The sequence below is a fragment of the Burkholderia sp. Bp8998 genome, from assembly GCF_003854235.1.
In the GTDB taxonomy this organism is placed as follows: Bacteria; Pseudomonadota; Gammaproteobacteria; order Burkholderiales; family Burkholderiaceae; genus Burkholderia.
Genome location: NZ_QTQF01000065.1, coordinates 1 through 25,587 on the forward strand (window position 1 = coordinate 1; position 25,587 = coordinate 25,587).

At 67.2% G+C, this 25,587-nt stretch carries 24 protein-coding genes; 7 read left to right on the forward strand and 17 right to left on the reverse strand.

The window, feature by feature from the left end; genetic code table 11:
- Window positions 1–136: 136 nt before the first annotated feature.
- The 4 genes from DIE06_RS35325 to DIE06_RS35340 all read right to left on the reverse strand — a co-directional run bounded on the left by DIE06_RS35325 (window position 137) and on the right by DIE06_RS35340 (window position 5,544).
- A complete protein-coding gene (locus DIE06_RS35325; protein ID WP_124665390.1) occupies window positions 137–2,629 on the reverse strand; it encodes a DNA internalization-related competence protein ComEC/Rec2 in 2,493 nt (830 codons plus the stop codon).
- Between the two features lie 57 nt (window positions 2,630–2,686).
- On the reverse strand, window positions 2,687–3,475 hold the full coding sequence (locus DIE06_RS35330; RefSeq protein WP_124614535.1) for a TatD family hydrolase: 789 nt from the start codon (window positions 3,473–3,475) through the stop codon (window positions 2,687–2,689).
- A 64-nt stretch (window positions 3,476–3,539) separates the two neighbouring features.
- Window positions 3,540–4,298 (reverse strand): lipoprotein-releasing ABC transporter ATP-binding protein LolD, encoded by a 759-nt coding sequence (lolD, locus tag DIE06_RS35335; protein ID WP_392840290.1) that lies wholly within the window; start codon window positions 4,296–4,298, stop codon window positions 3,540–3,542.
- Window positions 4,291–5,544 carry a lipoprotein-releasing ABC transporter permease subunit gene (locus DIE06_RS35340; RefSeq protein WP_124665391.1) on the reverse strand — a complete coding sequence of 418 codons (1,254 nt, stop codon included), beginning with the start codon at window positions 5,542–5,544 and terminating at the stop codon, window positions 4,291–4,293. The genes lolD and DIE06_RS35340 overlap by 8 nt, the downstream gene beginning before the upstream one ends.
- 162 nt (window positions 5,545–5,706) lie before the next feature.
- On the opposite strand from DIE06_RS35340, the gene DIE06_RS35345 reads away from it, so the two are divergent.
- The 5 genes from DIE06_RS35345 (at window position 5,707) to DIE06_RS35365 (ending at window position 12,448) form a co-directional block, all read left to right on the forward strand.
- Window positions 5,707–6,771 (forward strand): regulator, encoded by a 1,065-nt coding sequence (locus DIE06_RS35345; RefSeq protein ID WP_124665392.1) that lies wholly within the window; start codon window positions 5,707–5,709, stop codon window positions 6,769–6,771.
- Between the two features lie 14 nt (window positions 6,772–6,785).
- Complete coding sequence (gene recJ, locus DIE06_RS35350; RefSeq protein ID WP_124665393.1) at window positions 6,786–8,483, forward strand: single-stranded-DNA-specific exonuclease RecJ; 1,698 nt, start codon at window positions 6,786–6,788, stop codon at window positions 8,481–8,483.
- A 161-nt stretch (window positions 8,484–8,644) separates the two neighbouring features.
- A protein-coding gene (gene prfB / locus DIE06_RS35355) for a peptide chain release factor 2 (RefSeq protein WP_124614540.1) occupies window positions 8,645–9,749 on the forward strand; the annotation gives its coding sequence in 2 pieces (ribosomal slippage) (window positions 8,645–8,725 and window positions 8,727–9,749; 1,104 coding nt in all).
- Window positions 9,750–9,831: 82 nt separating this feature from the next.
- The gene (gene lysS / locus DIE06_RS35360; protein WP_124665394.1) at window positions 9,832–11,358 is read left to right on the forward strand and encodes a lysine--tRNA ligase; all 1,527 of its coding nucleotides are present in this window, start codon (window positions 9,832–9,834) and stop codon (window positions 11,356–11,358) included.
- Between the two features lie 346 nt (window positions 11,359–11,704).
- Window positions 11,705–12,448, forward strand: a complete 744-nt coding sequence (locus DIE06_RS35365; protein WP_124665395.1) for a glycine zipper 2TM domain-containing protein — start codon at window positions 11,705–11,707, stop codon at window positions 12,446–12,448.
- A gap of 143 nt (window positions 12,449–12,591) precedes the next feature.
- Here DIE06_RS35365 and iscX read toward each other — a convergent pair whose 3' ends face one another.
- From iscX to DIE06_RS35425, 12 genes are all read right to left on the reverse strand, one after another.
- A complete protein-coding gene (gene iscX, locus DIE06_RS35370; protein WP_040144569.1) occupies window positions 12,592–12,801 on the reverse strand; it encodes a Fe-S cluster assembly protein IscX in 210 nt (69 codons plus the stop codon).
- A gap of 44 nt (window positions 12,802–12,845) precedes the next feature.
- Window positions 12,846–13,187: an ISC system 2Fe-2S type ferredoxin gene (gene fdx / locus DIE06_RS35375; RefSeq protein WP_124614544.1), complete on the reverse strand. Its 342-nt coding sequence runs from the start codon at window positions 13,185–13,187 to the stop codon at window positions 12,846–12,848.
- Window positions 13,188–13,275: 88 nt separating this feature from the next.
- Window positions 13,276–15,144 (reverse strand): Fe-S protein assembly chaperone HscA, encoded by a 1,869-nt coding sequence (gene hscA, locus DIE06_RS35380; protein WP_124665396.1) that lies wholly within the window; start codon window positions 15,142–15,144, stop codon window positions 13,276–13,278.
- A 54-nt stretch (window positions 15,145–15,198) separates the two neighbouring features.
- On the reverse strand, window positions 15,199–15,726 hold the full coding sequence (gene hscB / locus DIE06_RS35385; protein ID WP_034176899.1) for a Fe-S protein assembly co-chaperone HscB: 528 nt from the start codon (window positions 15,724–15,726) through the stop codon (window positions 15,199–15,201).
- A 94-nt stretch (window positions 15,727–15,820) separates the two neighbouring features.
- Window positions 15,821–16,144, reverse strand: coding sequence for an iron-sulfur cluster assembly protein IscA (iscA, locus tag DIE06_RS35390; protein ID WP_011885413.1), 324 nt, complete (start codon window positions 16,142–16,144; stop codon window positions 15,821–15,823).
- 170 nt (window positions 16,145–16,314) lie between these two features.
- Window positions 16,315–16,722: a Fe-S cluster assembly scaffold IscU gene (gene iscU, locus DIE06_RS35395; RefSeq protein ID WP_009691729.1), complete on the reverse strand. Its 408-nt coding sequence runs from the start codon at window positions 16,720–16,722 to the stop codon at window positions 16,315–16,317.
- 68 nt (window positions 16,723–16,790) lie between these two features.
- Window positions 16,791–18,014 carry an IscS subfamily cysteine desulfurase gene (locus DIE06_RS35400; protein WP_057925229.1) on the reverse strand — a complete coding sequence of 408 codons (1,224 nt, stop codon included), beginning with the start codon at window positions 18,012–18,014 and terminating at the stop codon, window positions 16,791–16,793.
- 62 nt (window positions 18,015–18,076) lie between these two features.
- Entirely contained in the window at window positions 18,077–18,616 is a 540-nt protein-coding gene (iscR, locus tag DIE06_RS35405; protein WP_006760276.1) for a Fe-S cluster assembly transcriptional regulator IscR, read from the reverse strand.
- Between the two features lie 116 nt (window positions 18,617–18,732).
- On the reverse strand, window positions 18,733–19,215 hold the full coding sequence (locus DIE06_RS35410; protein ID WP_124665397.1) for a low molecular weight protein-tyrosine-phosphatase: 483 nt from the start codon (window positions 19,213–19,215) through the stop codon (window positions 18,733–18,735).
- 101 nt (window positions 19,216–19,316) lie between these two features.
- The gene (locus DIE06_RS35415; RefSeq protein ID WP_124665398.1) at window positions 19,317–19,544 is read right to left on the reverse strand and encodes a hypothetical protein; all 228 of its coding nucleotides are present in this window, start codon (window positions 19,542–19,544) and stop codon (window positions 19,317–19,319) included.
- Between the two features lie 127 nt (window positions 19,545–19,671).
- Window positions 19,672–21,084, reverse strand: coding sequence for a lactate utilization protein B (locus DIE06_RS35420; protein WP_124665399.1), 1,413 nt, complete (start codon window positions 21,082–21,084; stop codon window positions 19,672–19,674).
- 34 nt (window positions 21,085–21,118) lie between these two features.
- Window positions 21,119–21,841, reverse strand: a complete 723-nt coding sequence (locus DIE06_RS35425; RefSeq protein WP_124665400.1) for a (Fe-S)-binding protein — start codon at window positions 21,839–21,841, stop codon at window positions 21,119–21,121.
- 182 nt (window positions 21,842–22,023) lie between these two features.
- Between DIE06_RS35425 and DIE06_RS35430 the strand changes: the two genes are divergently transcribed.
- A complete protein-coding gene (locus tag DIE06_RS35430; RefSeq protein WP_124665401.1) occupies window positions 22,024–22,833 on the forward strand; it encodes an IclR family transcriptional regulator in 810 nt (269 codons plus the stop codon).
- Window positions 22,834–22,934: 101 nt separating this feature from the next.
- Here DIE06_RS35430 and pbpG read toward each other — a convergent pair whose 3' ends face one another.
- Window positions 22,935–24,092, reverse strand: a complete 1,158-nt coding sequence (pbpG, locus tag DIE06_RS35435) for a D-alanyl-D-alanine endopeptidase (protein ID WP_124665402.1) — start codon at window positions 24,090–24,092, stop codon at window positions 22,935–22,937.
- 653 nt (window positions 24,093–24,745) lie between these two features.
- On the opposite strand from pbpG, the gene DIE06_RS35440 reads away from it, so the two are divergent.
- The gene (locus DIE06_RS35440; RefSeq protein ID WP_124665403.1) at window positions 24,746–25,312 is read left to right on the forward strand and encodes a phasin family protein; all 567 of its coding nucleotides are present in this window, start codon (window positions 24,746–24,748) and stop codon (window positions 25,310–25,312) included.
- Window positions 25,313–25,587 lie beyond the last annotated feature (275 nt).

The following is a 25,587-nucleotide window of genomic DNA, read 5'->3' on the forward strand; positions in this document are numbered from 1 at the left end:
GCCTTGCAAATCTCACAACACCGTTTCAGCTATCGAGCCTTGCTGCACAAGCCTTTGCGAATTGTTCAAGGCCGACTAGCTGGTGCTTCAGCACTCAGTCCGGTCGCTTCCATCCGGACGCGCGCCATCGCACCGGTCACCGGCCCATCCAGTACCGTCGCTGCGCATCGCGATAACGCTCGAACGCGAAACCGCCGCCCGCCGGCGCGACGTCGAACCGCACGGCCCCGTCGCGATCGGTGCGCAGCAGCGGAATCCCGCGCGCGTCGTAGCGCGCGAGGACCGTCCGGTGCGGATGCCCGAAGCGATTGCGATAGCCTACAGGAAATACCGCGACGCGCGGCCCGACCGAATCGAGGAAAGGCTCGACCGACGACGTGCGGCTACCGTGATGCGGGACGACGAGGATCTGCGCGGCCAGTGCGTCGCGCGCGTCGGCCATGAGCCGGCGCTCGGCGCGTGCCTCGATGTCGCCCGTCAGCAGTGCCGACGTGCCGCCCGCGTCGATGCGCAGCACGCACGATTGTTCGTTCGACGGGCCCGCGCCCGCCACACGCGGCGGCCAAAGCATCGTGAAGACGACGCCGTCCCAGGTCCACCGCTGCCCGGCGGCGCAACGCAGCCGGTCGGCCACGCCAGCCGCCTGCGCGTCGCGCCATAGCCGGTGCCGCGGCGCAATGCCGGCAAGCAACTGGCGAACTTCGATGGCCGCATAGACGGCCGCCGCACCGCCCGCGTGATCGGCATCCGCATGGCTGAGCACGAGCGAATCGACCGTCCGGATTCCACGTGCACGCAATGACGGCGCAACGATCCGCGTACCGGCATGGGTCGACTCCGCCCCCGGCCCCGCATCGAACAACAGCGTCCGGCGCGCGGTCTCCACCAACACCGACGCGCCCTGCCCGACGTCGAGCACGGTCAGCCGGAAGCCGCCGGGCGGCGGCGCATCGGGCGCCGGCACGATCAGGGGCAGCCATGTCATCGGCGCGGCCCAGCGCAGCGGCCAGCCGCGCGGCATCAAGACCCACGCGACACCCACGCACGCAAGCGCCAGCACCGGCCAGTCCGGCATGCGCAGCCAGAACACGCCGGCCGGCCAGTCGGCGAGATGCCGGAGCACCATCATCATCGGTTCGAGCGCCGCATGCGCGATCCGGAATGCATACGCGTCCAACGGCGCGGGCAACCCGATCCCGGCGAGCACGATCGGCGTCACGACGGAGCTGACCCACGGAATTGCAAACGCATTGCCCAGCGGGCCCGATACCGAGATCTGCGCGAACCACACGGCCGTCAGCGGCGCGAGACCGATCGTTACCGCGTACTGCACGCGCGTCGCCTCCGCGATACGGCGCCCGGCACGCGTGCACCAGGCACGCAGGCGACGCAGGCGGTCGGCCGCGCCAGCATCATCCGGGGCACTGTCGCCGCCGCCGTCGAACTCGCGCACCGCGCGCCAGCCCGCCACGGCCATCAGGATCACGGCGACCGCCCCGAACGACAGCCAGAACCCGGCCGACAGCACCGCCCACGGATCGGCCAGCAGCACGCCACCGAGCGCCGCGCACAACACCGCGGAGGTCGGCACGCTGCGTCCGGCCAGATAGGCGGCCGCCCCGGCCGCGATCATCCACCACGCGCGCTGCGCCGGCACGTTGAAGCCGGCAAGCGCCGCATAGCCGGCGGCGGCCGTCAGTGCCGCCAGCGAAGCCACGTAGGGCACCGGCATCATGAGCGCCGCGGCACGTCCGCGCCAGCGCAGACGCCGCCAGACCATCGACACGATCCCGCCCGCGATCGCGCCGACGAGCCCGACATGCAGGCCCGAGATCGCGACCAGATGACTCGTGCCCGTATTGCGCAGCACGCGCCAGTCGTCGTCGCCGATGCCGGATTGATCGCCGACCGCGAGCGCGGTCACGATGCCGCGATGGGGCGCGCCGCTGCCGAGTGTGTCGCCGATACCAGTACGCAGCGCGTCACGCAGGCGATCGATCGACGCGCGCCATCCCGACGCCCGCGCGTCGAGCAGTTCCGCCCGCTCGGGCGCGACCACATAGCCGATCGCACGAATGCCCGCGGCAAGCCAGGCCGCCTCGCTATCACGCACGCCGGGATTCGCCTCGGCGTGCGGGCGCTTCAGGCGCACGACGAGGCGCCAGCGCTGCGCGGCGCGCAAATCGGGCATCGTGTCGCGTGCGGCGGGCGCGCCGTACGTGCGCCACGACAACCGGATCACGGGAGGAAAACGGGCCAGCCCCGCATCGTTCGATTCGACGGCAAACAGCAGCCGCGCGCCGGTATCGTCGATCACCGGCAATCCGCTGATCACGCCCGTGACAACGATGTCGCGCCCTTCCCGCTCGACGGGCAGGCTGTCTTGCAGCCGCCATTCGGCGCGCGCGGCCGCATAGCCGAATCCGATCGCGCAGGCCGCGCTTGCGCAGAGCACCCACCGGAACGCGACGATCGCGCGGCTTCGACGGCGCCGCGCGCACCATGCGAGCAGCGCGCCGCAACCGGCCAGCACGACCGCCCCGCCTGCCCAGCCGCCCGCGCCCGGCAACGCCGCCTGCCGCTGCAGCACGACGACGCCGAGCGCGAACGCGATCCACCACGCGCGCATCGCGCCTCCTCGTCGACCTGGCGCCGCCGCTGTCGATGCGGCGCCTTCCGGCAACGATTATGCGGACGAAAGTGCGAGGCGCGGCAGCGCGGCGAGCGCGTTAGCCGTTGTGGATAGGGACAGCGCGTGCGCGTCGATCCCGCGCAGTTCGGCGAGCACGCCGCCGATGCGCGGCACCTGGTCGGGTGCGTTGCGGGATCTGTACGCCCACTCGGGCGCGATGTCGGGCGCGTCCGTCTCGACGACGATCGCGTCGAGCGGCAACTGCGCGGCGAGACGGCGGATCTGCAACGCGCGTCCGAACGTCACGTTGCCGCCGAAACCGAGATGCAGCCCCTGTGCGAGATACGCATCGGCCTGCTGGAAACTGCCGTTGAACGCATGCGCGATGCCGCGCCGCACGCCGAAGCGGCGCAGCCCGGCCAGTACGCGATCCTGCGACTTGCGCACGTGGCACAGCACCGGCAGGTCGAATTCGCGCGCGAGCTTGAGCTGCCCCTGATAGAAGAATTGCTGCCGCGCTTCGTCGAGCCCCGGCACGAAGTAGTCGAGACCGATCTCGCCGATCGCGACGAAGCGCGGATCATCGAGGCTCGCCTCGATCTCCATGCGCAGCCGATCGAGATCCTCGTCGCGCGCGTGCGGCGTATACATCGGGTGGATGCCGAGCGCATAGACCGCGCCCGGCGTGCGCTGTGCCAGCTCGCGCACCGTCGTGAAGTTGTCGCGCCCGACGCTCGGGATCACGATGCGCGACACGCCGGCCGCGCGCGCCGCCTGCGCGACCGCGTCGCGATCGGCGTCGAATTCGGCGGCATCGAGATGGCAATGCGTATCGATCCACATGGCGGGTTTCCTGCGCCCTCGCCGCAACGCCGGGACTCACCCCGCGGCACGGTTGAGGCGTTGTTCACACCGGCAGCGCCGGCTCCTCGTGCAGCACGCCGTCGCGCAGGCGCATGATGCGGTCGCAGCGCGCGGCGAGCTCGGGATCGTGCGTGACGATCACGAAGCTCGTTTCGAGCGTCTCGGACAATTCGAGCATCAGGTTGAACACCGTGTCGGCCGTCGTGCCGTCGAGATTGCCGGTCGGCTCGTCGGCGAGCACGCAGGCCGGCTTCGTCACTAGTGCGCGCGCGATCGCGACGCGCTGCCGCTCGCCGCCCGACAACTCGCCCGGCCGGTGCTTCGCACGCGGACCGAGACCGACGCGTTCGAGCATCGCCTGCGCCTGTTCGCGCGCGTCCTCGGTCGTCATCCGGCGGATGCGCAGCGGCATCGCGACGTTGTCGAGCGCGGTGAATTCCGGCAGCAGGTGATGGAACTGATAGACGAACCCGAGCGCGCGGTTGCGCAACTCGTTGCGCTCGCGCTCGGCGAGCTGCGTAAACGGCTTGCCGAGCAGCGACACTTCGCCCGCGCTCGGTTCGTCGAGGCCGCCCAGCACGTGCAGCAGCGTGCTCTTGCCGGAGCCCGACGCGCCGACGACCGCCAGCTTCTCGCCGCGCCGCACCGTCAGCTCGGTGTTGTTGAGCACCTGCACGTTGAAGCCGCCCTGCACGAATGCCTTCGTGATTCCGCGCGCCTGAAGCACGTATTCCTGCATACCTGCCGAATCCTGTCTGATGGGTTGTCGTGAATCCGCGAATGCGGTAGCGCGGTCATTCATAGCGCAGTGCCTCCGCCGGCTTCACCTTCGCGCCGCGCCAGCTCGGATAGAGCGTCGCGACGGCCGACAGGACGAACGCGATCAGGCCGATCTTGATGACGTCGCCCGCGACGAGCTCGGACGGCAGCTCGCTGATGAAGTACACCGACGGCGGCAGGAACTGCACGCCGAACAGATGCTCGATCATCGGGATCAGCCACGGAATGCTCCATGCGATCAGGCAGCCGAGCGCGACGCCCGACGCGGTGCCGACGAAGCCGATCGTCACGCCCTGCACGACGAAGATCTTCATGATCGAGCCCGGCTGCGCGCCGAGCGTGCGCAGGATCGCGATGTCGGCCTGCTTGTTGGTCACCGTCATCACGAGCGACGACACGAGGTTGAATGCGGCGACCGCGATGATCAACGTGAGGATGATGAACATCATCCGCTTCTCGATCTGCACGGCCGAGAACCAGGTCTTGTTCTGCTGGGTCCAGTCGCGGATGTACAGGCTGCCCGACAACGTATGCGACAGCTCGACCGCCACCTGCGGCGCCTTCTGCATGTCGGTGAGCCGCAGCCGCACGCCGGTCGGCGCGGACATCCGGAACAGCGCCTCCGCGTCGCGGATGTTGATCATCGCGAGCGTGCTGTCGTATTCGTAGTGGCCCGACTCGAACACGCCGACCACCGTGAACTGCTTGAGCCGCGGCATCATCCCCGCCGGCGTGATCGTGCCTTCCGGCGCAACCAGCGTGACCTTGTCGCCGACCGTCACGCCAAGGTTGCCGGCGAGCGCGTCGCCGAGCACGATGCCGAACTGGCCGGGCACGAGCGCCGCCAGCTGGCCCGCCTTCATGTCCTTGCCGATGTCCGACACCTGCGGTTCGAGCGACGGCTCGACGCCGCGCAGCATCACGCCGCTCACCGCGTCCTGGCGCGTGAGCAGCGCCTGCGCGTCGACGTACGGCGCCGCGCCGATCACCGACGGATTGCGGCGCGCTTCCTGCGCGGTCAGTTGCCAGTCGGGCATCGAGCCGGTCGGCGAGAACACCTCGACGTGCGCGAGCACCGACAGCATGCGGTCGCGCACTTCCTTCTGGAAGCCGTTCATCACGGACAGCACGACGATCAGCGCCGCGACGCCGAGCGCGATCCCGAGCATCGACACGAGCGCGATGAAGGAAATGAAGCCGTTGCCGGTCGTGCGTTTGCCGGCGCGCGTGTAGCGCCAGCCGATCTGCCATTCGTACGGAAGTTTCAAGCGAATCCTTTCTGCTGGTTACGGCGGGGATGGCGGCCCGCGCCCGGAGCCGTCCGGCGGCGGCCGGCCACCAGGGCACGGTCGAAAAAACGGTCGCCGGACGCAATCGGGCCGTCCACCGGCCCGATCACGCGCGCAGTTTGCCATACAATGCGCACCATCATGCACGACCGACGCCTCCATTTTCTCGTTCCGTTCGCGCTGCCGTCGGCGGCCGATGCGGCCTCGTCCCTGCACACGCTGGACAGCCCCGCGCTCGAAAAGTTGCTCGCCCGCGCAAGCCTCGTCGAGCGCGTGGCCGGCGAGGACTTCCAGCGCACGCTGCCGCACGAGCGCTGGCTGGCCCGCCAGTTCGGCGCGACCCAGGGCAACGCCGCGGACGAGGCGCCGCTCGCGCCCTACATGCTGTTGGCGGACGGCGGCGACCCCGGCGCGCACGCGTGGGCATGTGTCGAGCCCGTCCACGTCGAAATCGCACACGATCACCTGGTGCTCGTCGATCCGGCGGCCCTCGCGCTCGACGACGGCGACGCGGCTGCACTGCTCGCGGTCGCGCGACCGCTGATCGAGGAGCTCGGCGTACGGCTCGAGGCGCCGAACCCGTCACGCTGGTACCTGTCGAGCGAACAGCTCGCCCGGCTCGCCGGCGCCGCGCCGCTGCGCGCGAGCGGCCGCAACATCGAGATCTGGCTGCCGCACGAGGCGCATACGGGCGAGCGCTCGCGGATGTGGATGAAGCTGCAGAACGAAGTGCAAATGGCATGGTTCCAGCACCCGGTCAACGAGGCCCGCGAGGCGCGCGGCCTGCCGGCCGTCAATTCGATCTGGTTCCATGCGCAGGGCACGCTGAAGCCGGTCGGCAAGCCGTTCGCGCGCGTGCTCTCCGCGTCGCCCGCGGCCCTCGGTCTCGCGCGCGCCGCGCAAGCCGATGCCGGTGCGCCGCCGACCGCGTTCGGCACGCTGCCCGCCGCCACCGGTGCGACGCTCGTCGAACTGCCGGCGCTGACCACCCCGTTCATCGAGCAGGACTGGGCACGCTGGCATGACGGACTCGCCGCACTCGAGCGCGACTGGTTCGCGCCGGCCCTCGCCGCGCTGCAGAACGGCGAGCTGGCCGGCGTCGACTTCACGCTGTGCGGCGACACCAGCTCCGTGACGCTGCACGCGACGCGCGGCGACCTGCGCAAGTTCTGGCGCCGCCGCGCGCTGGCATCCCTGTTCGAATAACAAGCACACCCCGTATGACCCGGATCGTTACCCGCCCCGTCGCGCCCGCCGACGCCGAAGCGCTCGCGCGCCACGGCCTGCACCCCGTCCTCGCGCGCCTGTATGCGTCGCGCGGTGTGCAGTCCCCGACCGACATCGAGACGGCGCTCGCGCGCCTCGTCCCGCCCACCGAACTGAAAGGCTGCGCGGATGCCGCGTCGCTGCTCGCCGATGCAATCGCCGACAACCGACGTCTGCTCGTCGTCGCCGACTACGACTGCGACGGCGCGACCGCGTGCGCGGTCGCGGTGCGCGGCCTGCGGATGTTCGGCGCGCAGATCGACTACCTGGTGCCGAACCGTTTCGAATACGGCTACGGCCTCACGCCCGAGATCGTCGAACTCGCGGCCGCACGCAAGCCCGACCTGCTGATCACCGTCGACAACGGCATCGCGAGCGTCGCGGGCGTCGAGGCCGCGAACGCACGCGGCATCGACGTGCTCGTGACCGACCACCACCTGCCCGGCGACGCGCTGCCCGCCGCACGCGCGATCGTCAATCCGAACCAGCCCGGCTGCGCGTTCCCGAGCAAGCACATCGCCGGCGTCGGCGTGATGTTCTACGTGCTGCTCGCGCTGCGCGCCGAGCTGCGCCGCCGCGGCGCATTCGCGAGCAAGGAGGCCGAACCGCGCCTCGACGGGCTGCTCGACCTCGTCGCGCTCGGCACCGTCGCCGACGTGGTGCGGCTCGACGGCAACAACCGCGTGCTCGTCGCGCAGGGGCTGCAGCGCATCCGCAACGGCCGCATGCAGCCGGGCATCGCCGCGCTGTTCCGCGCCGCCGGCCGCGAGGCGCGCACCGCATCGGGCTTCGACCTCGGTTTCGGCCTCGGCCCGCGCCTGAACGCCGCCGGGCGGCTCTCCGACATGTCGCTCGGCATCGAGTGCCTGATCACCGACGACATCGGCCGCGCATGGGACCTCGCGCAGCAGCTCGACGTAATGAACCGCGAGCGCCGCGAGATCGAGGCCGGCATGCAGCAGCAGGCACTCGCCGATCTCGCCGACGTCGATCCGGCCGACGCGTGCACGATCACGCTGTTCAACCCCGAATGGCACCAGGGCGTGATCGGCATCGTCGCCGGGCGGCTCAAGGAAAAATTCCACCGCCCGTCGTTCACGTTCGCGCACGCGGACGAAGCCGGCACGCGGGTCAAGGGGTCGGGCCGCTCGATTCCCGGCTTCCACCTGCGCGATGCGCTCGACCTCGTGTCGAAGCGCGAACCCGACCTGATCGTCGCGTTCGGCGGCCACGCGATGGCGGCCGGTCTCACGCTCGATACCGACAACGTGCCGCGCTTCGCGGCCGCGTTCGAGGCCGTCGCACGCGAGTGGCTGTCCGACGACGCGCTCTCGCGCGTGATCGAGACCGACGGCGAACTCGAGGAAGCGTATTTCACGCCGCAGTTCGTCGGGCTGCTCGACGAAGCCGTCTGGGGCCAGGGCTTTCCGGCCCCGCTTTTCTCCGGCGAATTCGACGTCGTGTCGCAGTCGCTCGTGAAGGAAAAGCACCTGAAACTGCAACTGGCGCGCGGCCGCCAGCGCTTCAACGCGATCTGGTTCAACCACACCGACCCGCTGCCGGCGAGCGCGCTGATCGCGTACCGCCTCGTGGCCGACACGTGGAACGGCGTGACGCGCGTCCAGCTGATCGTCGAACACGCGGCCGGCTGAGCCCCGACCGCACGACCGCCCGGCCCCTGGCGCGCGCGAGCCGCATGCGCGCCGCGCCAAACGGGGCCGCGGCACGCATGCAAGCACATTCCGCGTCACCGGGAAACCCCGCCGATCGGCTATAATTCCGCTTTTTTACGAAGCAAGAATAGCGAACGATCATGGAAGCGGAACGTCTCAACGCGATCGAAAGCTCCCTGCTCGACCTGCGCAACCGCGCGGGCGAGCTTCGGGGGTATCTTTGACTACGACGCCAAGTCTGCGCGTCTGATCGAAGTCAACAAGGAACTCGAAGACCCGAACGTCTGGAACGATTCGAAGAACGCCCAGGCACTCGGCCGCGAGAAGAAGCTGCTCGAAGGCGTCGTCACGACGCTGACAGTGCTCGATAGCGACCTGCGCGATGCGCTCGACCTGTTCGAGCTGGCACGCGAGGAAGGCGACGAAGACACCCTCGTCGCATCGGAAGACGACGCGAAGCAGCTCGAAGCACGCGTCGGCGACATCGAATTCCGCCGGATGTTCTCGAACCCGGCCGACCCGAACAACTGCTTCATCGACATCCAGGCCGGCGCCGGCGGCACCGAAGCGTGCGACTGGGCGTCGATGTTGCTGCGCCAGTACCTGCGTTACTGCGAACGCAAGGGCTTCAAGGCCGAAGTGCTCGAAGAGTCCGACGGCGATGTCGCCGGCATCAAGAACGCGACGGTCAAGGTCACGGGCGAATACGCATACGGCTTCCTGCGCACCGAAACGGGCATCCACCGCCTCGTGCGCAAGTCGCCGTTCGACTCGTCGGGCGGCCGCCACACGTCGTTCTCGTCGGTGTTCGTGTATCCGGAAATCGACGACTCGATCGAAGTCGAGGTCAATCCGGCCGACCTGCGCATCGACACGTACCGCGCCTCGGGCGCGGGCGGCCAGCACATCAACAAGACCGACTCGGCCGTGCGGATCACGCACATGCCGACCGGCATCGTCGTGCAGTGCCAGAACGACCGCTCGCAGCACCGCAACCGGGCCGAAGCGATGGCGATGCTGAAGTCGCGCCTGTACGAAGCCGAGATGCGCAAGCGCCAGGCCGAGCAGGACAAGCTCGAATCGAGCAAGACCGATGTGGGCTGGGGCCACCAGATCCGTTCGTACGTGCTCGACCAGAGCCGCGTGAAGGACCTGCGCACGAACGTGGAAATGAGCAACACGCGAGCCGTCCTCGACGGCGATCTCGACGACTTCATCAGCGCGAGCCTCAAACAGGGCGTGTAAGCGCCGCGGCGCGGCCCGTCCCGGCCGCGCCCCCTCGCCCCTCCCGTTTGCGTTGCCGCACCCACTCCGAATTCCGACCATCATGACCGAACCGACTCAAACGCAGCCCGCCGTCGCGGCGGACGAAAACCAGATCATCGCCGAACGCCGCGAGAAGCTGCGCGCCTTGCGCGAGCAAGGCATCGCCTATCCGAACGATTTCCGGCCGACGCATCACGCGGCCGATCTCCAGGCGACATTCGCCGACTCGGACAAGGCCGCGCTCGAAGCGAATCCGGTCGAGGTGTCGGTCGCCGGCCGCATGATGCTCAAGCGCGTGATGGGCAAGGCGAGCTTCGCGACGGTGCAGGATGGTTCGGGCCAGATCCAGTTCTTCGTGACGCCGAACGACGTCGGCACGGAAACCTACGACGCATTCAAGAAGTGGGATCTGGGCGACATCGTCGCCGCCCGCGGCGTGCTGTTCCGCACCAACAAGGGCGAGCTGTCGGTCCAGTGCAAGGAGCTGCGCCTGCTGTCGAAAGCGCTGCGTCCGCTGCCGGACAAGTTCCACGGCCTCGCCGACCAGGAAATGCGCTATCGCCAGCGCTACGTCGACCTGATCGTCACGCCGGAAACGCGCGATACGTTCCGCGCGCGCACCAAGACCATCGCGTCGATCCGCAATTTCATGGACAACGCCGACTTCATGGAAGTCGAGACGCCGATGCTGCACCCGATCCCGGGCGGCGCCGCGGCCAAGCCGTTCGTCACGCATCACAACGCGCTCGACATGCAGATGTTCCTGCGCATCGCGCCGGAGCTGTACCTGAAGCGCCTGATCGTCGGCGGTTTCGAACGCGTGTTCGAGATCAACCGCAACTTCCGGAATGAAGGCGTGTCGCCGCGCCACAACCCGGAATTCACGATGATGGAGTTCTACGCCGCGTACACCGACTACCGCTGGCTGATGGACTTCACCGAGCAGCTGATCCGCCAGGCGGCGATCGATGCGCTCGGCACCGCGACGATCCAGTACCAGGGCCGCGAGCTCGACCTCGCGAAGCCGTTCCACCGCCTGACGATCACGCAGGCGATCCAGAAGTACGCGCCGCAGTACACCGACGGCCAGTTGTCGGACGACGCGTTCCTCCGCTCCGAACTGAAGCGCCTCGGCGTCGACGTGTCGCAGCCGGCATTCCTGAACGCCGGCACCGGCGCGCTGCAGCTCGCGCTGTTCGAGGAAACCGCCGAATCGCAGCTGTGGGAGCCGACCTACATCATCGACTACCCGGTCGAGGTGTCGCCGCTCGCACGCGCATCGGATACGGTGCCGGGCATCACCGAGCGTTTCGAGTTGTTCATGACCGGCCGCGAGATCGCGAACGGCTTCTCGGAGCTGAACGATCCGGAAGACCAGGCCGCACGCTTCAAGAAGCAGGTCGAGCAGAAGGATGCCGGCGACGAGGAAGCCATGTTCTTCGACGCCGACTACATTCGCGCGCTCGAACACGGGATGCCGCCGACGGGCGGCTGCGGGATCGGCATCGACCGTCTCGTGATGCTGCTGACCGACAGCCCGACGATCCGCGACGTGCTGCTGTTCCCGCACCTGCGCCGCGAAGACTGACGGCCGTGCCCGCGTGTGCGCCGCGCCCCGCGGCGCACACGTGCGTGCTTTGTAACCACGCGTAAATCCCGCCTGCCGGTGTCTGCCGGCTTTCGATCCTCCCCCGTTTTATCCCCTTGTCGCGACGGCCTTCTCCGGGTTTTCCCGGTAGCAACCGCCAGTTCCCCGCTGCAATTCGTTACACCTTGATACGGTGCGCCGCTCGCCCGTGGACGACACTCCTGTTGCGTCACCACGCATGACCACGGGACCAGAACGCGGCGCCGGAACGCCAAGTCTGCTCGCTCCCGAGCGTGGGATCCGGCCAGCGCCAACGTGCGAAGCCGGGTCGACACCGGAGAACAAAATGGACAACCAGAATCAAACCACGCCGCAAAAGCAACGCCTCCACCCGCTCATCGCGACCGCGGCAGGCGCCGTCATCGTCGCCAGCCTCGCCGCCACCGCCGCGATCACGGGTATCTTCCCGAAGGCAAGCAGCAACAACGCGCAGAACGGCCAGACCCAGGCCGCGCTGATCGCGTCGCAGCCGGCCGTCGATACGGCCGCGGCCGCCAGCGCCGCGCTCGCCGCGCAAGCGCAGCAGCAGGCAGCCGAACAGGCCGCGCAGCAGAAGCTGGCGGCCGAGAAGGCGGCTGCAGCGCAAGCCGAACCGAAGCCCGCACCGCGCCCGGCGGCCACGCGCCACCGCCATACGCCCGCACCGCAACCGCCGCAATACGCGCAACAGTCGTCCGCGCCCGCGCAGCCGGCCTATTGCCAGACCTGCGGTACGGTCGTCGCGATCACGCAGTCGCGTACGCCGGGCCAGAGCTCGGGGATCGGCGCGGTCGGCGGCGCAGCGGCCGGCGGCCTGCTCGGAAACCAGTTCGGCCACGGCAACGGCCGCACCGCGATGACGATCATCGGTGCGCTCGGCGGCGGTCTTGCCGGCAACCAGGTCGAGAAGCAGGTGCGCGCGGAAACCGACTACGAGGTGCAGGTCCAGATGGAAAGCGGCGCGACACGCACGTTCACGTATCACAACCCGCCGCCGTTCGGCCAGGGGCAGCGCGTGCGTGTGGAGAACGGCACGCTGGTCGGCTCGTAATGCGTCACGCATGACGCATCGCCGGGGCCGTTCGTCGACTGACGGCCCTCGCCGCACGCTCGAAACGAAAAAGGCTCGTGAAGCATGCTTCACGAGCCTTTTCCTTTTGCGGGAGCCACGCGGCGCGGACGCCGGCGCGAACCTCAGTCTTCGTCGTCGAAGTCCGATTCGTCGATCCAGTGAGCCTGGATCGCTTCGAGAATCTTCTCGCCCGAGTGAGCGGGATCGTCGGTGAAGCCGTCCAGTTCGATGACCCATTGGCGCAGGTCGACGAAATTGATCCGCTGCGGATCGACGTCCGGATGCTTGTCTGCCAGCGCGATGGCGATTTCGCGCGAATCGGTCCATTTCATGGCCTGCTCTCCCGTGTACGTGGCGAGTCCGCCCCGCCGATCCGTCAGTGATTTTCCTTCGCGTGGTTGATCGAGTACTTCGGAATCTCGACCACCAGGTCGGAATCTTCCTTCACGATCGCCTGGCACGACAGGCGCGACGTCGGCTCGAGGCCCCACGCCTTGTCCAGCAGGTCGTCTTCGTCCTCGTCGGACGGCTCGAGATCGTTGAAGCCCTCGCGGATCACCACGTGGCAGGTCGTGCATGCGCACGACTTCTCGCAGGCGTGCTCGATCTCGATCCCGTGGTCGAGCAGGTTGTCGCAAATACTCTTGCCGGGCGTCGCGTCGATCACTGCGCCGTCCGGGCACAGTTCGACGTGAGGCAGCACCACCAGTTGAGGCATGTCCGTTCCGTCAGTCAGGGTGCGGCGGTTGACGCCGCACGGTTCAATATCGCGCGGGCCGTCGCCGGCCCGCGCGCAGGTCGTTCATTCAGATCTCGTCGAGCCGTCGGCCCGACAGTGCGCGCTTGATGCTCTTGTCCATCCGGCGCGCCGCGAATTCGTCGGTGCCGTCGGCCAGCGTCTTGGTCGCGGTTTCGATCGCGTCGGTGTCGTCGCCCTGCGCGATCGTGCGCAGCGCCGCGACGAGCGCGTCGACCTGCGTGCGTTCGGCATCGTCGAGCAATTCGCCGTCGGCCGCCAGCGCCGCCTGCGTCGCTTCGATCATCCGCTCGGCCTCGACCTGGGCTTCGCGCAGCGCGCGTGCCCGCATGTCGATCTCGGCGGTCTTGAAGCTGTCCTCGAGCATCTTCGCGATGTCGTCGTCGGCGAGGCCGTAGGACGGCTTCACGACGACCGACGCCTCGACGCCCGAATGCTGCTCGCGCGCGAACACCGACAACAGCCCGTCCGCATCGACCTGGTAGGTCACACGGATGCGCGCCGCACCGGCCGTCATCGGCGGGATGCCGCGCAGCTCGAAGCGCGCGAGCGACCGGCAGTCGGCGACGAGCTCGCGCTCGCCCTGCACGACGTGGATCGCCATCGCGGTCTGACCGTCCTTGAAGGTCGTGAATTCCTGCGCGCGTGCGATCGGAATCGTCGAATTGCGCGGAATGATCTTCTCGACGAGACCGCCCATCGTCTCGACGCCGAGCGACAGCGGAATCACGTCGAGCAGCAGCCAGTCGTCGCCGCTGCCGCGATTGCCGGCGAGCAGGTCGGCCTGGATCGCCGCGCCGAGCGCGACGACCTGGTCCGGGTCGAGGTTGACGAGCGGCGGCTGGCCGAAATACTTCGCGACCGCCTCGCGGATCACCGGCATGCGCGTCGCGCCGCCGACGAGCACGACGCCCTTGATGTCGGCCGGGCTCACCTGCGCATCGCGCAGGGCCTTGCGCGTCGGCGTCAGCGTGCGCTGCACGAGCGGCTCGACGAGCGCGGCGAACGTGTCGTGCGAGATCGTCTGCGCGAGGTGCGCTCCGCTCGACAGCGTCACGTCGAGCGACGCCTGCGGCGCGGACGACAGCGCTTCCTTCAACACGCGCACGCGATCGAGCAGCAGGCGCACGTCCTCTGGCGCGAGCGCCTTCGCATCGATGCCGGCCTGCGCGAGCACGTGGCCGAACAGCGCGTGGTCGAAATCGTCACCGCCGAGTGCGGAATCACCGCCCGCGGCCAGCACTTCGAACACGCCCTTCGTCAGCTTCAGGATCGACAGGTCGAACGTGCCGCCGCCGAGGTCGTACACCGCGTAGAGGCCTTCGGCCGCGTTGTCGAGACCGTAGGCGATCGCGGCCGCCGTCGGTTCGTTCAGCAGGCGCAGCACGTTGAGGCCCGCGAGGCGCGCGGCGTCCTTCGTCGCCTGGCGCTGCGCGTCGTCGAAGTACGCGGGCACCGTGATCACCGCGCCGACCAGCTCGTCGCCGAGCGTATCTTCCGCGCGGTAACGCAGCGTCGCGAGGATCTCGGCCGACACTTCGACCGGGCTCTTCACGCCGTCGATCGTACGGATCTGCACCATGCCCGGCGCGTCGACGAAATCGTACGGCGCGTTCGCCGCACCTTCGACCTCGGCCTTGCCGCGACCCATGAAGCGCTTGACCGACACGATCGTGTTGCGCGGATCGGTCGCGGCCTGCTCCTTCGCTTCGTGACCGATGCGGCGGCCGCCCTTCTCCAGATAACGGACCACCGACGGCAGCAGTGCGCGGCCCGTCTCGTCCGGCAGCACTTCGGGCACGCTGTTGCGCACGGCCGCGACGAGCGAGTTCGTCGTGCCGAGATCGATCCCGACAGCGAGTCGCCGCTGGTGCGGCGCCGGCGCCATGCCCGGTTCGGAAATTTGCAGTAAAGCCATCTTGGTTCGTTCGGGCACTCGGCCCGTTTGCTGCGCGTGCCGCGAGGCACGCGGTTAAGTTTCGAGGCGCTCGATCTGCGCGCCCACTTCCGACGCGACCCGTTCGATGAACATCAGCTGGCGCACGGCCTCGGCGGCGGCCTGGTCGGCCGCGCTGTCGAGCAGCGTGCCGAGGCGCTCGAGGCGCACGCGCTTTTCGTCGCGCAGTTCGGCGAGCAGCGCATCGAGCGCATCGACGTTGCGGGCGGCCGCGGCATCCTCGATGCCTTCGCGCCACTCCATCTGCTGCATCAGGAACGCGGGCTCCATCGCGGTGTTGTTTTCGGCACCGATGTCGACGCCGCGCAGCGACAGCAGATAGGTCGCGCGCTTCAGCGGATCGCGCAGCGTGCGGTAGGCTTCGTTCGCACGGGTCGCCCATTGCATCGCGATGCGCTTTTGCGCGTCGCCGGCCGCGGCGAAGCGGTCCGGGTGCACCTGCGTCTGCACCGTGCGATATGCGCTGTCGAGCGCCGCCTCGTCGAGCGCGAATTGCGCCGGCAGGTGAAACAGATCGAAGTGGCTGTCTTTCAGCGAAACCATCGTCGCGTTCAATTCCGGTTCGTCGCGCGGCAAACGCCGCACATTAAAAAGGCGGCCCGTGCCGCCTCTTGCCCGCATCGCGCGGAAACCCGCGTCACACGCGGAACGATTCGCCGCAGCCGCACTCGTCCTTCACGTTCGGGTTGTTGAACTTGAACCCTTCGTTCAGGCCTTCGCGTGCGAAGTCGAGCTCGGTGCCGTCGATGTACGCGAGGCTCTTCGGGTCGACGACGACCTTCACGCCATGGCTCTCGAACACCTGATCCTCGGGAGCCAGCTCGTCGACATACTCGAGCTTGTACGCGAGCCCCGAGCACCCGGTCGTGCGAACGCCAAGCCGCAGGCCCACACCCTTGCCGCGACGGACGAGGTATTTCTGGACGTGTTGTGCTGCTTTTTCGGTCAGTGTAATTGCCATGATGTCCTTGCCGCGGCGCGCCACTCGGGCCCGCCGCGTTCCGTCTAAGCGCCCCCAAACCTGTCGCTTCGCGCCAGGCCCCCCGAGGGGGTCATCCCCCAAGGGGACTTCCTGCGGGGCGAAAAACCTGGGGCGGCCCGGCGTTTTCTTGCGAAGCCGCTCGATGCCGCTCAGGCCGCTGCCTGATCGCCTTCCTTGGTGTCGTGGCGCTTCTTGTAGTCGGCCACGGCTGCCTTGATCGCGTCTTCCGCGAGAATCGAGCAGTGAATCTTCACCGGCGGCAGGGCCAGCTCTTCGGCGATCTGCGTGTTCTTGATCGACAGCGCCTCGTCGAGGGTCTTGCCCTTCACCCATTCGGTCACGAGCGAGCTCGACGCGATGGCCGAACCACAGCCGTACGTCTTGAACTTCGCGTCTTCGATCACGCCGTCCGCGCCGACGCGGATTTGCAGCTTCATCACGTCGCCGCAAGCCGGCGCGCCGACCATGCCCGTACCGACCGCGTCGTCGTCTTTCGCGAACGAACCGACGTTACGCGGATTTTCGTAGTGATCCAGAACCTTGTTGCTGTATGACATGACTCAGACTCCTTGACTCGTTACGTCTGCGTGCGCAAATCCGCCCGCGAATGTATTCAATGCGGTGTTCAGTGTGCGGCCCATTCGATCGTCGACAGATCGATGCCTTCCTGGTGCATTTCCCAGAGCGGCGACAGTTCACGCAGCTTCGCGATCTTGCTGTTCAGCAGGTTGATCACGAAGTCGACATCCTGCTCCGTCGTGAAGCGGCCGACCGTGAAGCGGATCGAGCTGTGCGCGAGTTCGTCGTTGCGGCCGAGTGCGCGCAGCACGTACGACGGCTCCAGCGACGCCGACGTGCACGCCGAGCCCGACGACACCGCGACGTCCTTGATCGCCATGATCAGCGACTCGCCTTCGACGAAGTTGAAGCTGATGTTCAGGTTGTGCGGGACACGGTGCTCCATGTCGCCGTTCACGTAGGTTTCCTCGATCTGCGACAGGCCGCGCAGCAGCTTGTCGCGCAGCATGCGGATGCGCTCGTTCTCGGTCGCCATTTCTTCGCGTGCGATACGGAACGCTTCGCCCATGCCGACGATCTGGTGCGTCGCCAGCGTGCCCGAACGCATTCCGCGCTCGTGGCCGCCGCCGTGCATCTGCGCTTCGATGCGCACGCGCGGCTTGCGGCGCACGTACAGCGCGCCGATGCCCTTCGGGCCGTAGGTCTTGTGCGCCGAGAACGACATCAGGTCGACCTTCAGCTTCGCGAGGTCGATCTCGACCTTGCCGGTCGACTGTGCGGCGTCGACGTGGAACACGATGCCCTTCTCGCGGCAGATCTCGCCGATCGTCTCGATGTCCTGGATCACGCCGATCTCGTTGTTTACGTGCATCACCGACACGAGGATCGTGTCCGGGCGCAGTGCGGCCTTGAACACGTCGAGGTCGATCAGGCCGTCTTCCTTCACGTCGAGATAGGTGACTTCGAAGCCGTCGCGCTCGAGCTCGCGGCAGGTGTCGAGCACGGCCTTGTGCTCGGTCTTCACCGTGATGATGTGCTTGCCCTTGCCCTTGTAGAAGTTCGCGGCACCCTTGATCGCCAGGTTGTCCGATTCCGTCGCGCCGGACGTCCAGATGATCTCGCGCGGATCCGCGTTCACGAGTGCGGCCACCTGCTCGCGCGCCTCCTCGACCGCGCGTTCCGCGTCCCAGCCGTACGCGTGGCTGCGCGACGCCGGGTTGCCGAACTGCTCGCGCAGGTACGGCACCATCTTGTCGACCACACGCGGGTCGACGGGCGTCGTCGCGCTGTAATCCATGTAGATGGGCAGGTGGAGAGTCTCTTGGGTCATCTGTCGCTCCGGGTATTCTGTGCAGGGACTATGTGCGTTATGGGGTGTGCGGCGCGTCGCGCTCACGAACTCGCGATGTTGAACACCGAATTGGGACCGAGCGGCATCGTGCGCACCGGTTCGGCCGGCGCCGCGGCGGGCTCCGGCGCGCGCCGGTCTCGCAGCACCGCGGGCGCACCCTCGCGTGCGCGCTGCTGATCGACGAGATCCTGCAGCGATACCGAATCGAGGTATTCGACCATTTTCTGGTTCAGGGTCGACCACAGCTCGTGCGTCATGCAATGGCCGTCGGGCTGCTTCGAGCCGTCGCACGTGCCTTTGCCGCCGCACTGCGTGGCATCGAGTGGTTCATCGACCGCGATGATGATGTCGGCGACGGTGACGTCCTGCGCGCGGCGCGCGAGGTTGTAGCCGCCGCCTGGGCCGCGCACGGATTCGACGATTTCATGCCTGCGCAGCTTGCCGAACAGCTGTTCGAGATACGAGAGCGAAATCCGCTGGCGCTGGCTGATGCCTGCAAGCGTCACCGGGCCCTGCTCCTGGCGCAGTGCCAAGTCAATCATCGCCGTGACGGCGAAACGGCCTTTGGTGGTGAGTCTCATGGTGTCTAGGGGACTGCAATCTTGACGATTTTGGTCAAGTATAAATATTTGACGTTTTTAGTCAAGTATCCATGTCTGCGACAGGGTATTCGCAGACCGCTGAATACCCGCCGCGATCAGCGGGCGGTGCCGCTGCGGAGCATGTCCAGCAGGCCCGCGCACGCGCGCTCGACCTGGTCGAGCACCTGTTCGAAACCTTGCGCGCCGCCGAAATAAGGATCGGCCACTTCGGTCTCGGCCGCGCGCGGCGCGAATTCCATCAAGAGGCGCACCTTGTCGTGATGCTCGGGTGGACAGCGCCGGCGCAATTCCGCGAGATTGGCTTCGTCCATCGCCAGCAGCAGGTCGAACCGCTCGAAATCCGCCGCGTTCACCTGCCGCGCCCGCAGCGCAGACAGGTCGTAGCCGCGGATCCGGGCCGCCGCCTGCGCGCGCGTGTCGGGCGGCTCGCCAACGTGCCAGTCGCCGGTACCCGCCGAATCGACCGCGATCCGGTCGGCCAGTCCGGCCGTCTCCACCTGGTGGCGCATCACGCCTTCCGCCGTGGGCGAACGGCAGATATTGCCGAGACAGACGAAACAGATCGCAACGCGAGTCATCGCACTATCGGAAAGCCGCGGCGAACCGCGTGGGAGAAGAACGCGCCATTATACAAAGGCGCCCGGAATCGCGCCGCCGCGCAAAGCGACGGCGGCGTGCCTTACAGCGCCTTGGGCACGGCGAGCACGACGTCGCCGGATCCGGCCGGCAACGGTTCCGTCGCATCGCCGACCAGCCCGAACGACACCGCGCGCGCGAGTTCGGCCGATGCCTGGTGAACGGCGATCGGGCCACGCGACGGCGCGTCGGCCATTGCGTGCAGATAAGCGACCGCGGCGAGCGGAACGACGATTGCCAGCGGCCAGTACATCGATATTGTCTTTCTCATGATGCGGCTCCTTGACCTCATGCCCCGAAACCCACTGTCGGGGACTACAGACAAGATTCTATAGACCGCATCTATCGAGATAAATACATGAATAGCGAACGCACTGTTGCCGCCCGATGAACAGTCGTCAGCCGAGATGGCTTTGCGATGCCGCGTACAGTTCGCGGAACGTGCGGCCGGTCGGGGTCGGCATGTCGCGGGTGTCCATCCAGCCGCCCATCATCGGCAGGCGCCGCAGCGTGCCCCCGTTGCCGCCCAGCCGCTCGAGAACCCGCACCGCGAGCTTGGTCGTCAGTGCGTAAAGCACCGGCCGGCGCGCGAAAAAGCCCCACGCGGCGAGCGCGGCGCGCTCGCGCCACGGCCGCAGGTGCCGTTCGACCTGTTTCTCGCGCAGCGTGCGCAGCAGGTGCGACAGCGGGATCCCGGCCGGGCACACGCTGTCGCATTCGCCGCACAGCGTCGCGGCCTGCGGCAGGTCGAGCGCACGGTCGATCCCGACGTAGCTCGGCGTCAGCACCGATCCCATCGGGCCCGGATAGACCCATCCATACGCATGCCCGCCGACCTTCTGGTACACCGGGCAATGGTTCATGCACGCGCCACAGCGGATGCAGCGCAGCATCGCCTGGAATTCGCCGCCTATCAGGCCCGTGCGGCCGCCGTCGACGAGCACCACGTAGTTGTGTTCAGGGCCGTCCTCGTCGCCGGGGCCGCGCGGCCCGGTGAGCAGCGAAAAGTAGTTCGAGGTCTTCTGGCCGGTCGCCGAGCGCGGCAGCAAGCGCATCGCGGTCGCGAGATCCTCGAGCGTCGGCAGCACCTTCTCGATACCCGTCACGGCGACGTGCACGCGCGGCATCACCGTGCACATCCCTTCGTTGCCCTCGTTCGTGACGACCGCGACCGATCCCGTCTCCGCGATCACGAAGTTGCCGCCCGTCACGCCCATGTCGGCCGACAGGAAATGCGGGCGCAGCACCTCGCGCGCCTCGCGCGTCATGTCGGGAATCTCGGTCAGCCGCTCGCGGTGGTGCGTGCGTGCGAACAGGTCGGCGATTTCGTCCTTGTCCTTGTGCACGACGGGCGCAATGATGTGGCTCGGCGGCTCGTTGTCGTTGATCTGCAGGATGTATTCGCCGAGATCCGTCTCGATCGATTGCACGCCCATCTCGGCAAGCACCGCGTTCAGACGCATTTCCTCGGACACCATCGACTTCGTCTTGATGACCTTCTTCACGTCGTGGCGCCGCGCGATGTCGGCGACGAGCCGCGCGGCGTCCGCGGTCGTTTCCGCGAACAGCACCGTCGTGCCACGCCGTGTCGCCTCGCGCTCGAACACCTCGAGCCACACGTCGAGGTTCTCCAGCGCACGATTGCGGCGCGCCTTCAGCGCGGCGCGCGTCGCCGGGAAGTCGATCGCGGTCATCGCCTCGGCGCGCGCGGACACGAACTTCGTCGACAGCTTCTTCAGGTTCTGCTGCAGGCGCTGGTCGGCCAGCTTCTGGCCGGCACGCGCCTTGAAATGCATCGATTGGACTTGCATCGCGGTATCGGGGAAAAGTGAGCGGAACCGGGCGTCAGATGTCGCCCGCCAGCACCTGCGCGACGTGCAGCACGCGCGTGTCGCGGTCGCCCGTGCGGCGCAACCGCCCTTCGATGTTCAGCATGCAGCCGAGATCGCCGAGCACGACAGCGCCCGCGCCGGACGCGCGCACGTTCGCGCACTTCTCGTCCGCGATGGCCGCCGAAATGTCGCCGTACTTGACCGCGAACGTACCGCCGAAGCCGCAGCAGTGTTCGCAGTCCTTCATCTCGGTGACGGCGACGCCGCGCTGCGCGAGCAGCGCACGCGGCTGCGCCTTCACGCCGAGCTCGCGCAGGCCCGAGCATGAATCGTGATAGGTGACGGGCCCCGCGAATTCGCCGGGCGCGAGCGTCACCTTCGCGACGTTCGCGAGGAAATCGGTCAGTTCGTAGACTTTCTGCTGGAACCGCGCGTAGCGGCCCATCAATTCGGGATCGTCCCGGAACAGGTCGCCATAGTGCGCGCGGATCATGCCGCCGCACGAGCCCGACGGCGCGACGACGTAGTCGAACTGCTCGAACTCGCGCAGCGTCTTTTCCGCGAGATCGCGCGCGAGCGCGCGGTCGCCCGAGTTGTAGGCCGGTTGGCCGCAGCAGGTTTGCGCGGGCGGCACGAACACCTCGTAGCCGGCATCGCGAATCAGTTTCAGCGCGGAGAAACCGATTTCCGGACGCATCAGGTCGACCAGGCAGGTCACGAACAAACCGACTCGCATACGCGCTCCTTCGAGAAAACGGCTCTCATTATCCGCCGTTTGCCCGGCAAGACCAACGCCGGCGCACGCGCAAGTGCACACGACCGGAAACGAGGACTTCCTCGAACGGCGTTCGCTTTTTTCACGATACGAGATACAATCGACGCCATACCGCTTGACGCGTCAACCGATTCTCCCCCGACATGAGCCAACCCACCCCGGATTCCAAAACGTCGATCCAGGTGATCGAACGCATGATGCGGCTGCTGGACGCGCTCGCCGCGCACAGCGACCCCGTCAGCCTGAAGGAGCTTGCGCAGCGCACCGACCTCCATCCGTCGACCGCGCACCGTATCCTCAACGACATGGTGACCTGCCGCCTCGTCGACCGCTCCGATCCCGGCACCTACCGGCTCGGCATGCGGCTGCTCGAGCTCGGCAATCTCGTGAAGGCACGCCTGTCGGTACGTGACGCGGCCCTGATGCCGATGCGCGAGCTGCACCGCCTGACCGGCCAGACCGTGAACCTGTCGGTACGCCAGGGCGACGAAATCGTCTATATCGAGCGCGCGTATTCCGAGCGTTCGGGGATGCAGGTCGTCCGCGCGATCGGCGGCCGCGCGCCGCTGCATCTGACGTCGGTCGGCAAACTGTTTCTCGCGGTCGACGAAACGTCGCGCGTGCGCGCCTATGCGACGCGCACCGGGCTGTCCGGCCATACGCAGAACAGCATTACCGACATCGCGAAGCTCGAACGCGAGTTGACGCTCGTGCGCCAGCAATCGTGCGCGCGTGACAACGAGGAACTGGAGCTGGGCGTGCGCTGCATCGCGGCCGGCATCTACGACGACTCGGGCAAGCTCGTCGCTGGCCTGTCGCTGTCGGCGCCGGCCGATCGCCTGCAGGACGCGTGGCTCGGCCAGTTGAGCCGCACCGCCCTGACCATCTCGGAATCGCTCGGCTACCGGCCCGCGCCCTCGAAGGACGCCGAAGGGTTGCAGCGGCACGCATGAGCCGCGCCGCCCGCCGCATGGCGGCCGGACGAAAAAAGCCCCGCGATTGCGGGGCTTTTTCTTTGCGGCGATCGCCACGGCGGCGAACCGCCCTGGCGCGATCAGGTGCCGCCGTTCGCCGTGTTGGCGGCCGTCAGGCGCTCGCCGCCGCCGGCGTCGAGCCAGTTGCGCAGGCGTGCCGCATCGGCGAAGCGCGAATACTTGCCGAACGAATCCAGCAGCACCAGCACCATCGGCCGGCCGTGGATCGTCGCCTGCATCACGAGACATTCGCCCGCCTCGTTGATGAAGCCCGTCTTCTGCAGGCCGATGTCCCACGAGCCGTTGCCGCGGATCAGCGCGTTCGTGCTGTTGTAGACCAGGTTGCGCTTGCCCGTATTGACGTCGTACGTACGGTCGGTCGAGAACTGACGAATCATCGGGTACTGGTACGCCGCGTTGACCATCTTCACGAGGTCGCGCGCGCTCGACACGTTCGAGCTCGACAGGCCCGTCGAATTCTCGAAGTGGGTGTCGTTCATGCCGAGCGACTTCGCCTTCGCGTTCATCGCGGCGATGAATGCCGGACGGCCGCCCGGGTAGTAACGCGACAGCGCGGCGGCCGCGCGGTTTTCCGACGCCATCAGCGCGATGTGCAGCATGTCCTCACGCGACAGCACCGAGCCGACCGACAGGCGCGAACCCGTGCCCTTCTCGTAGTCGCGGTCTTCGTCGGTGACTTCGAGCTGGTCGGTCATCGGCGACTTCGAGTCGAGCACGACCATCGCCGTCATCAGCTTCGAGATCGATGCGATCGGCACGACGGCGTGCGAATTCTTGTCGAACAGCGGCTCGCCGGTGTTCTGGTCGACGACATACGCGACGCTCGAGCGCAGCGCGAGCGCGTCCGGCGTGTCGTGCAGGCCGAATGCCTGGCCGACCGTCGGGCGACGCGGCTGGAACGCGACCTTGCGCACCGCGCCGCGGTGGCCGTGCACGTTCGACGCGAGCGTCGCGCGTTTGCGCGATGCCTTCGCGCGCGGCGCATCGGCCGACGCGACGTCGGCGGATTTCGCGGAGGCGGCCTTCACCGTCTTCCTCTTCGCGGATGAAGTGGAAGCGGCTTTCTTGGCGGCCTGGTGGGCCGTCGCAGTGGCGGCAAAGGCGTCAGCGGGCGCGACGGACGCAGCAGTCGCCAGCAAGGCGACGGCGACCGACACAGCCGTGCCGAGCGTCATGCTCTGCAACAATCTGCGCGGTGAAAACGATTCGGCTTTCATTGGGGTCTGGACAAAGCGGGCGGGAGTTTCCGCAAGTGTAGTTAAAGCTTAAAAAAAGAGCAATATTAGGCACTTACCGATCGTCGTTAAACCGGAATGTAAGGGTCGATCAACGATCACTCGATCAACCCTCCCGCTCCCATCGAAAAAATTCATGGGACGCGCTGCCCGACAGTACCCGTCTCCCGATTACCACACGGTTAATTGAGATAACGTCACTTCGGCGACAAATTAAAGCGGGGAAAGTACGTATCCGGCGCTCGGCGTGCCAGCAGCACCGGTCTCGACCGCGGCGGCGGCACGTCGCCACGGCACGCGCATTGAAACGGCGCGCTTTTCGACAGGAACAGAAGCATAACGTTCCACATGCCTGTCAGGTTTACCTGTGCATGATCGCGGTGCGCCCCGCCTGCCCCGGCCGGGTGCGCACCATGTGGGATCGTGTCTGAAACCGATTCCGAACCAGCACGATAACTTGTTGTTTTATCGATAATTTGTCGCGATTGTGCAACGCACAAAAAGTGCTTGACAAGACTTTTCTCTGCCCTAAAATACGATTCATTGTTGCGTTGCACAAAGCACGCACATCCGAGATTCCCCAGCGTAGTGCCCTTTACCCTGCGATCGACGTGATCGCTTTTCAGGAGCTTGACATGTCCTTGCTGACCCCCGAGCAAATCGCCGCCGCACAGAAAGCCAACCTCGAAAGCCTGTTCGGTCTGACGACCAAGGCGTTCGAAGGCGTCGAAAAGCTGATCGAACTCAACCTGCAGGTCGTGAAGTCGACGCTGACGGAGAGCCAGGAAAACGCGCAGCGCCTGCTGTCGGTGAAGGACGCACAGGAACTGATCGCGCTGCAAGCGAGCCTGTCGCAGCCGGTCGCGGAAAAGGTGCTGTCGTACAGCCGTCACCTGTATGAAATCGCGTCGGCAACGCAAGCCGAGTTCGCGAAGGTTGCCGAAGCGCAATTCGAAGAGCAGAACAAGAAGGTCCAGGCCCTCGTCGACAACGTCGCGAAGAACGCCCCGGCTGGTTCGGAAACGGCAGTCGCCGCGCTGAAGTCGGCACTGAACGCTGCGAACACCACGTACGAAACGGTCCAGAAGGCTGCGAAGCAAGCCGTCGAGATCGCCGAAACGAACTTCAACGCGGCTGCCGCTGTCGCGACGAAGGCTGCGAGCGCTGCTGCATCGCGCCGTTCGAGCAAGCCGGCCGCGTAAGCGTCCCCTGCTCCTGAAAAAGCCGCGCAGTGCGCGGCTTTTTCGTTTCTGGCGCGGGAACATCCGTGCGTCCGGTCGTCGTTGGTGCGTTGGCGCGACACGGACAAAAGAAAACGCCGCCGTCCGGATCTCCCGGGCGGCGGCGTTTTTCGTGGCCGGCGCGAGGCCGGCCGTGCCGATTGCGTTACTTCTTGCGTTGCGGCGGCAGGTCCGTACAGACACCTTCGTACAGCTCGGCGGCCATGCCCACCGATTCGCCGAGCGTCGGGTGCGGA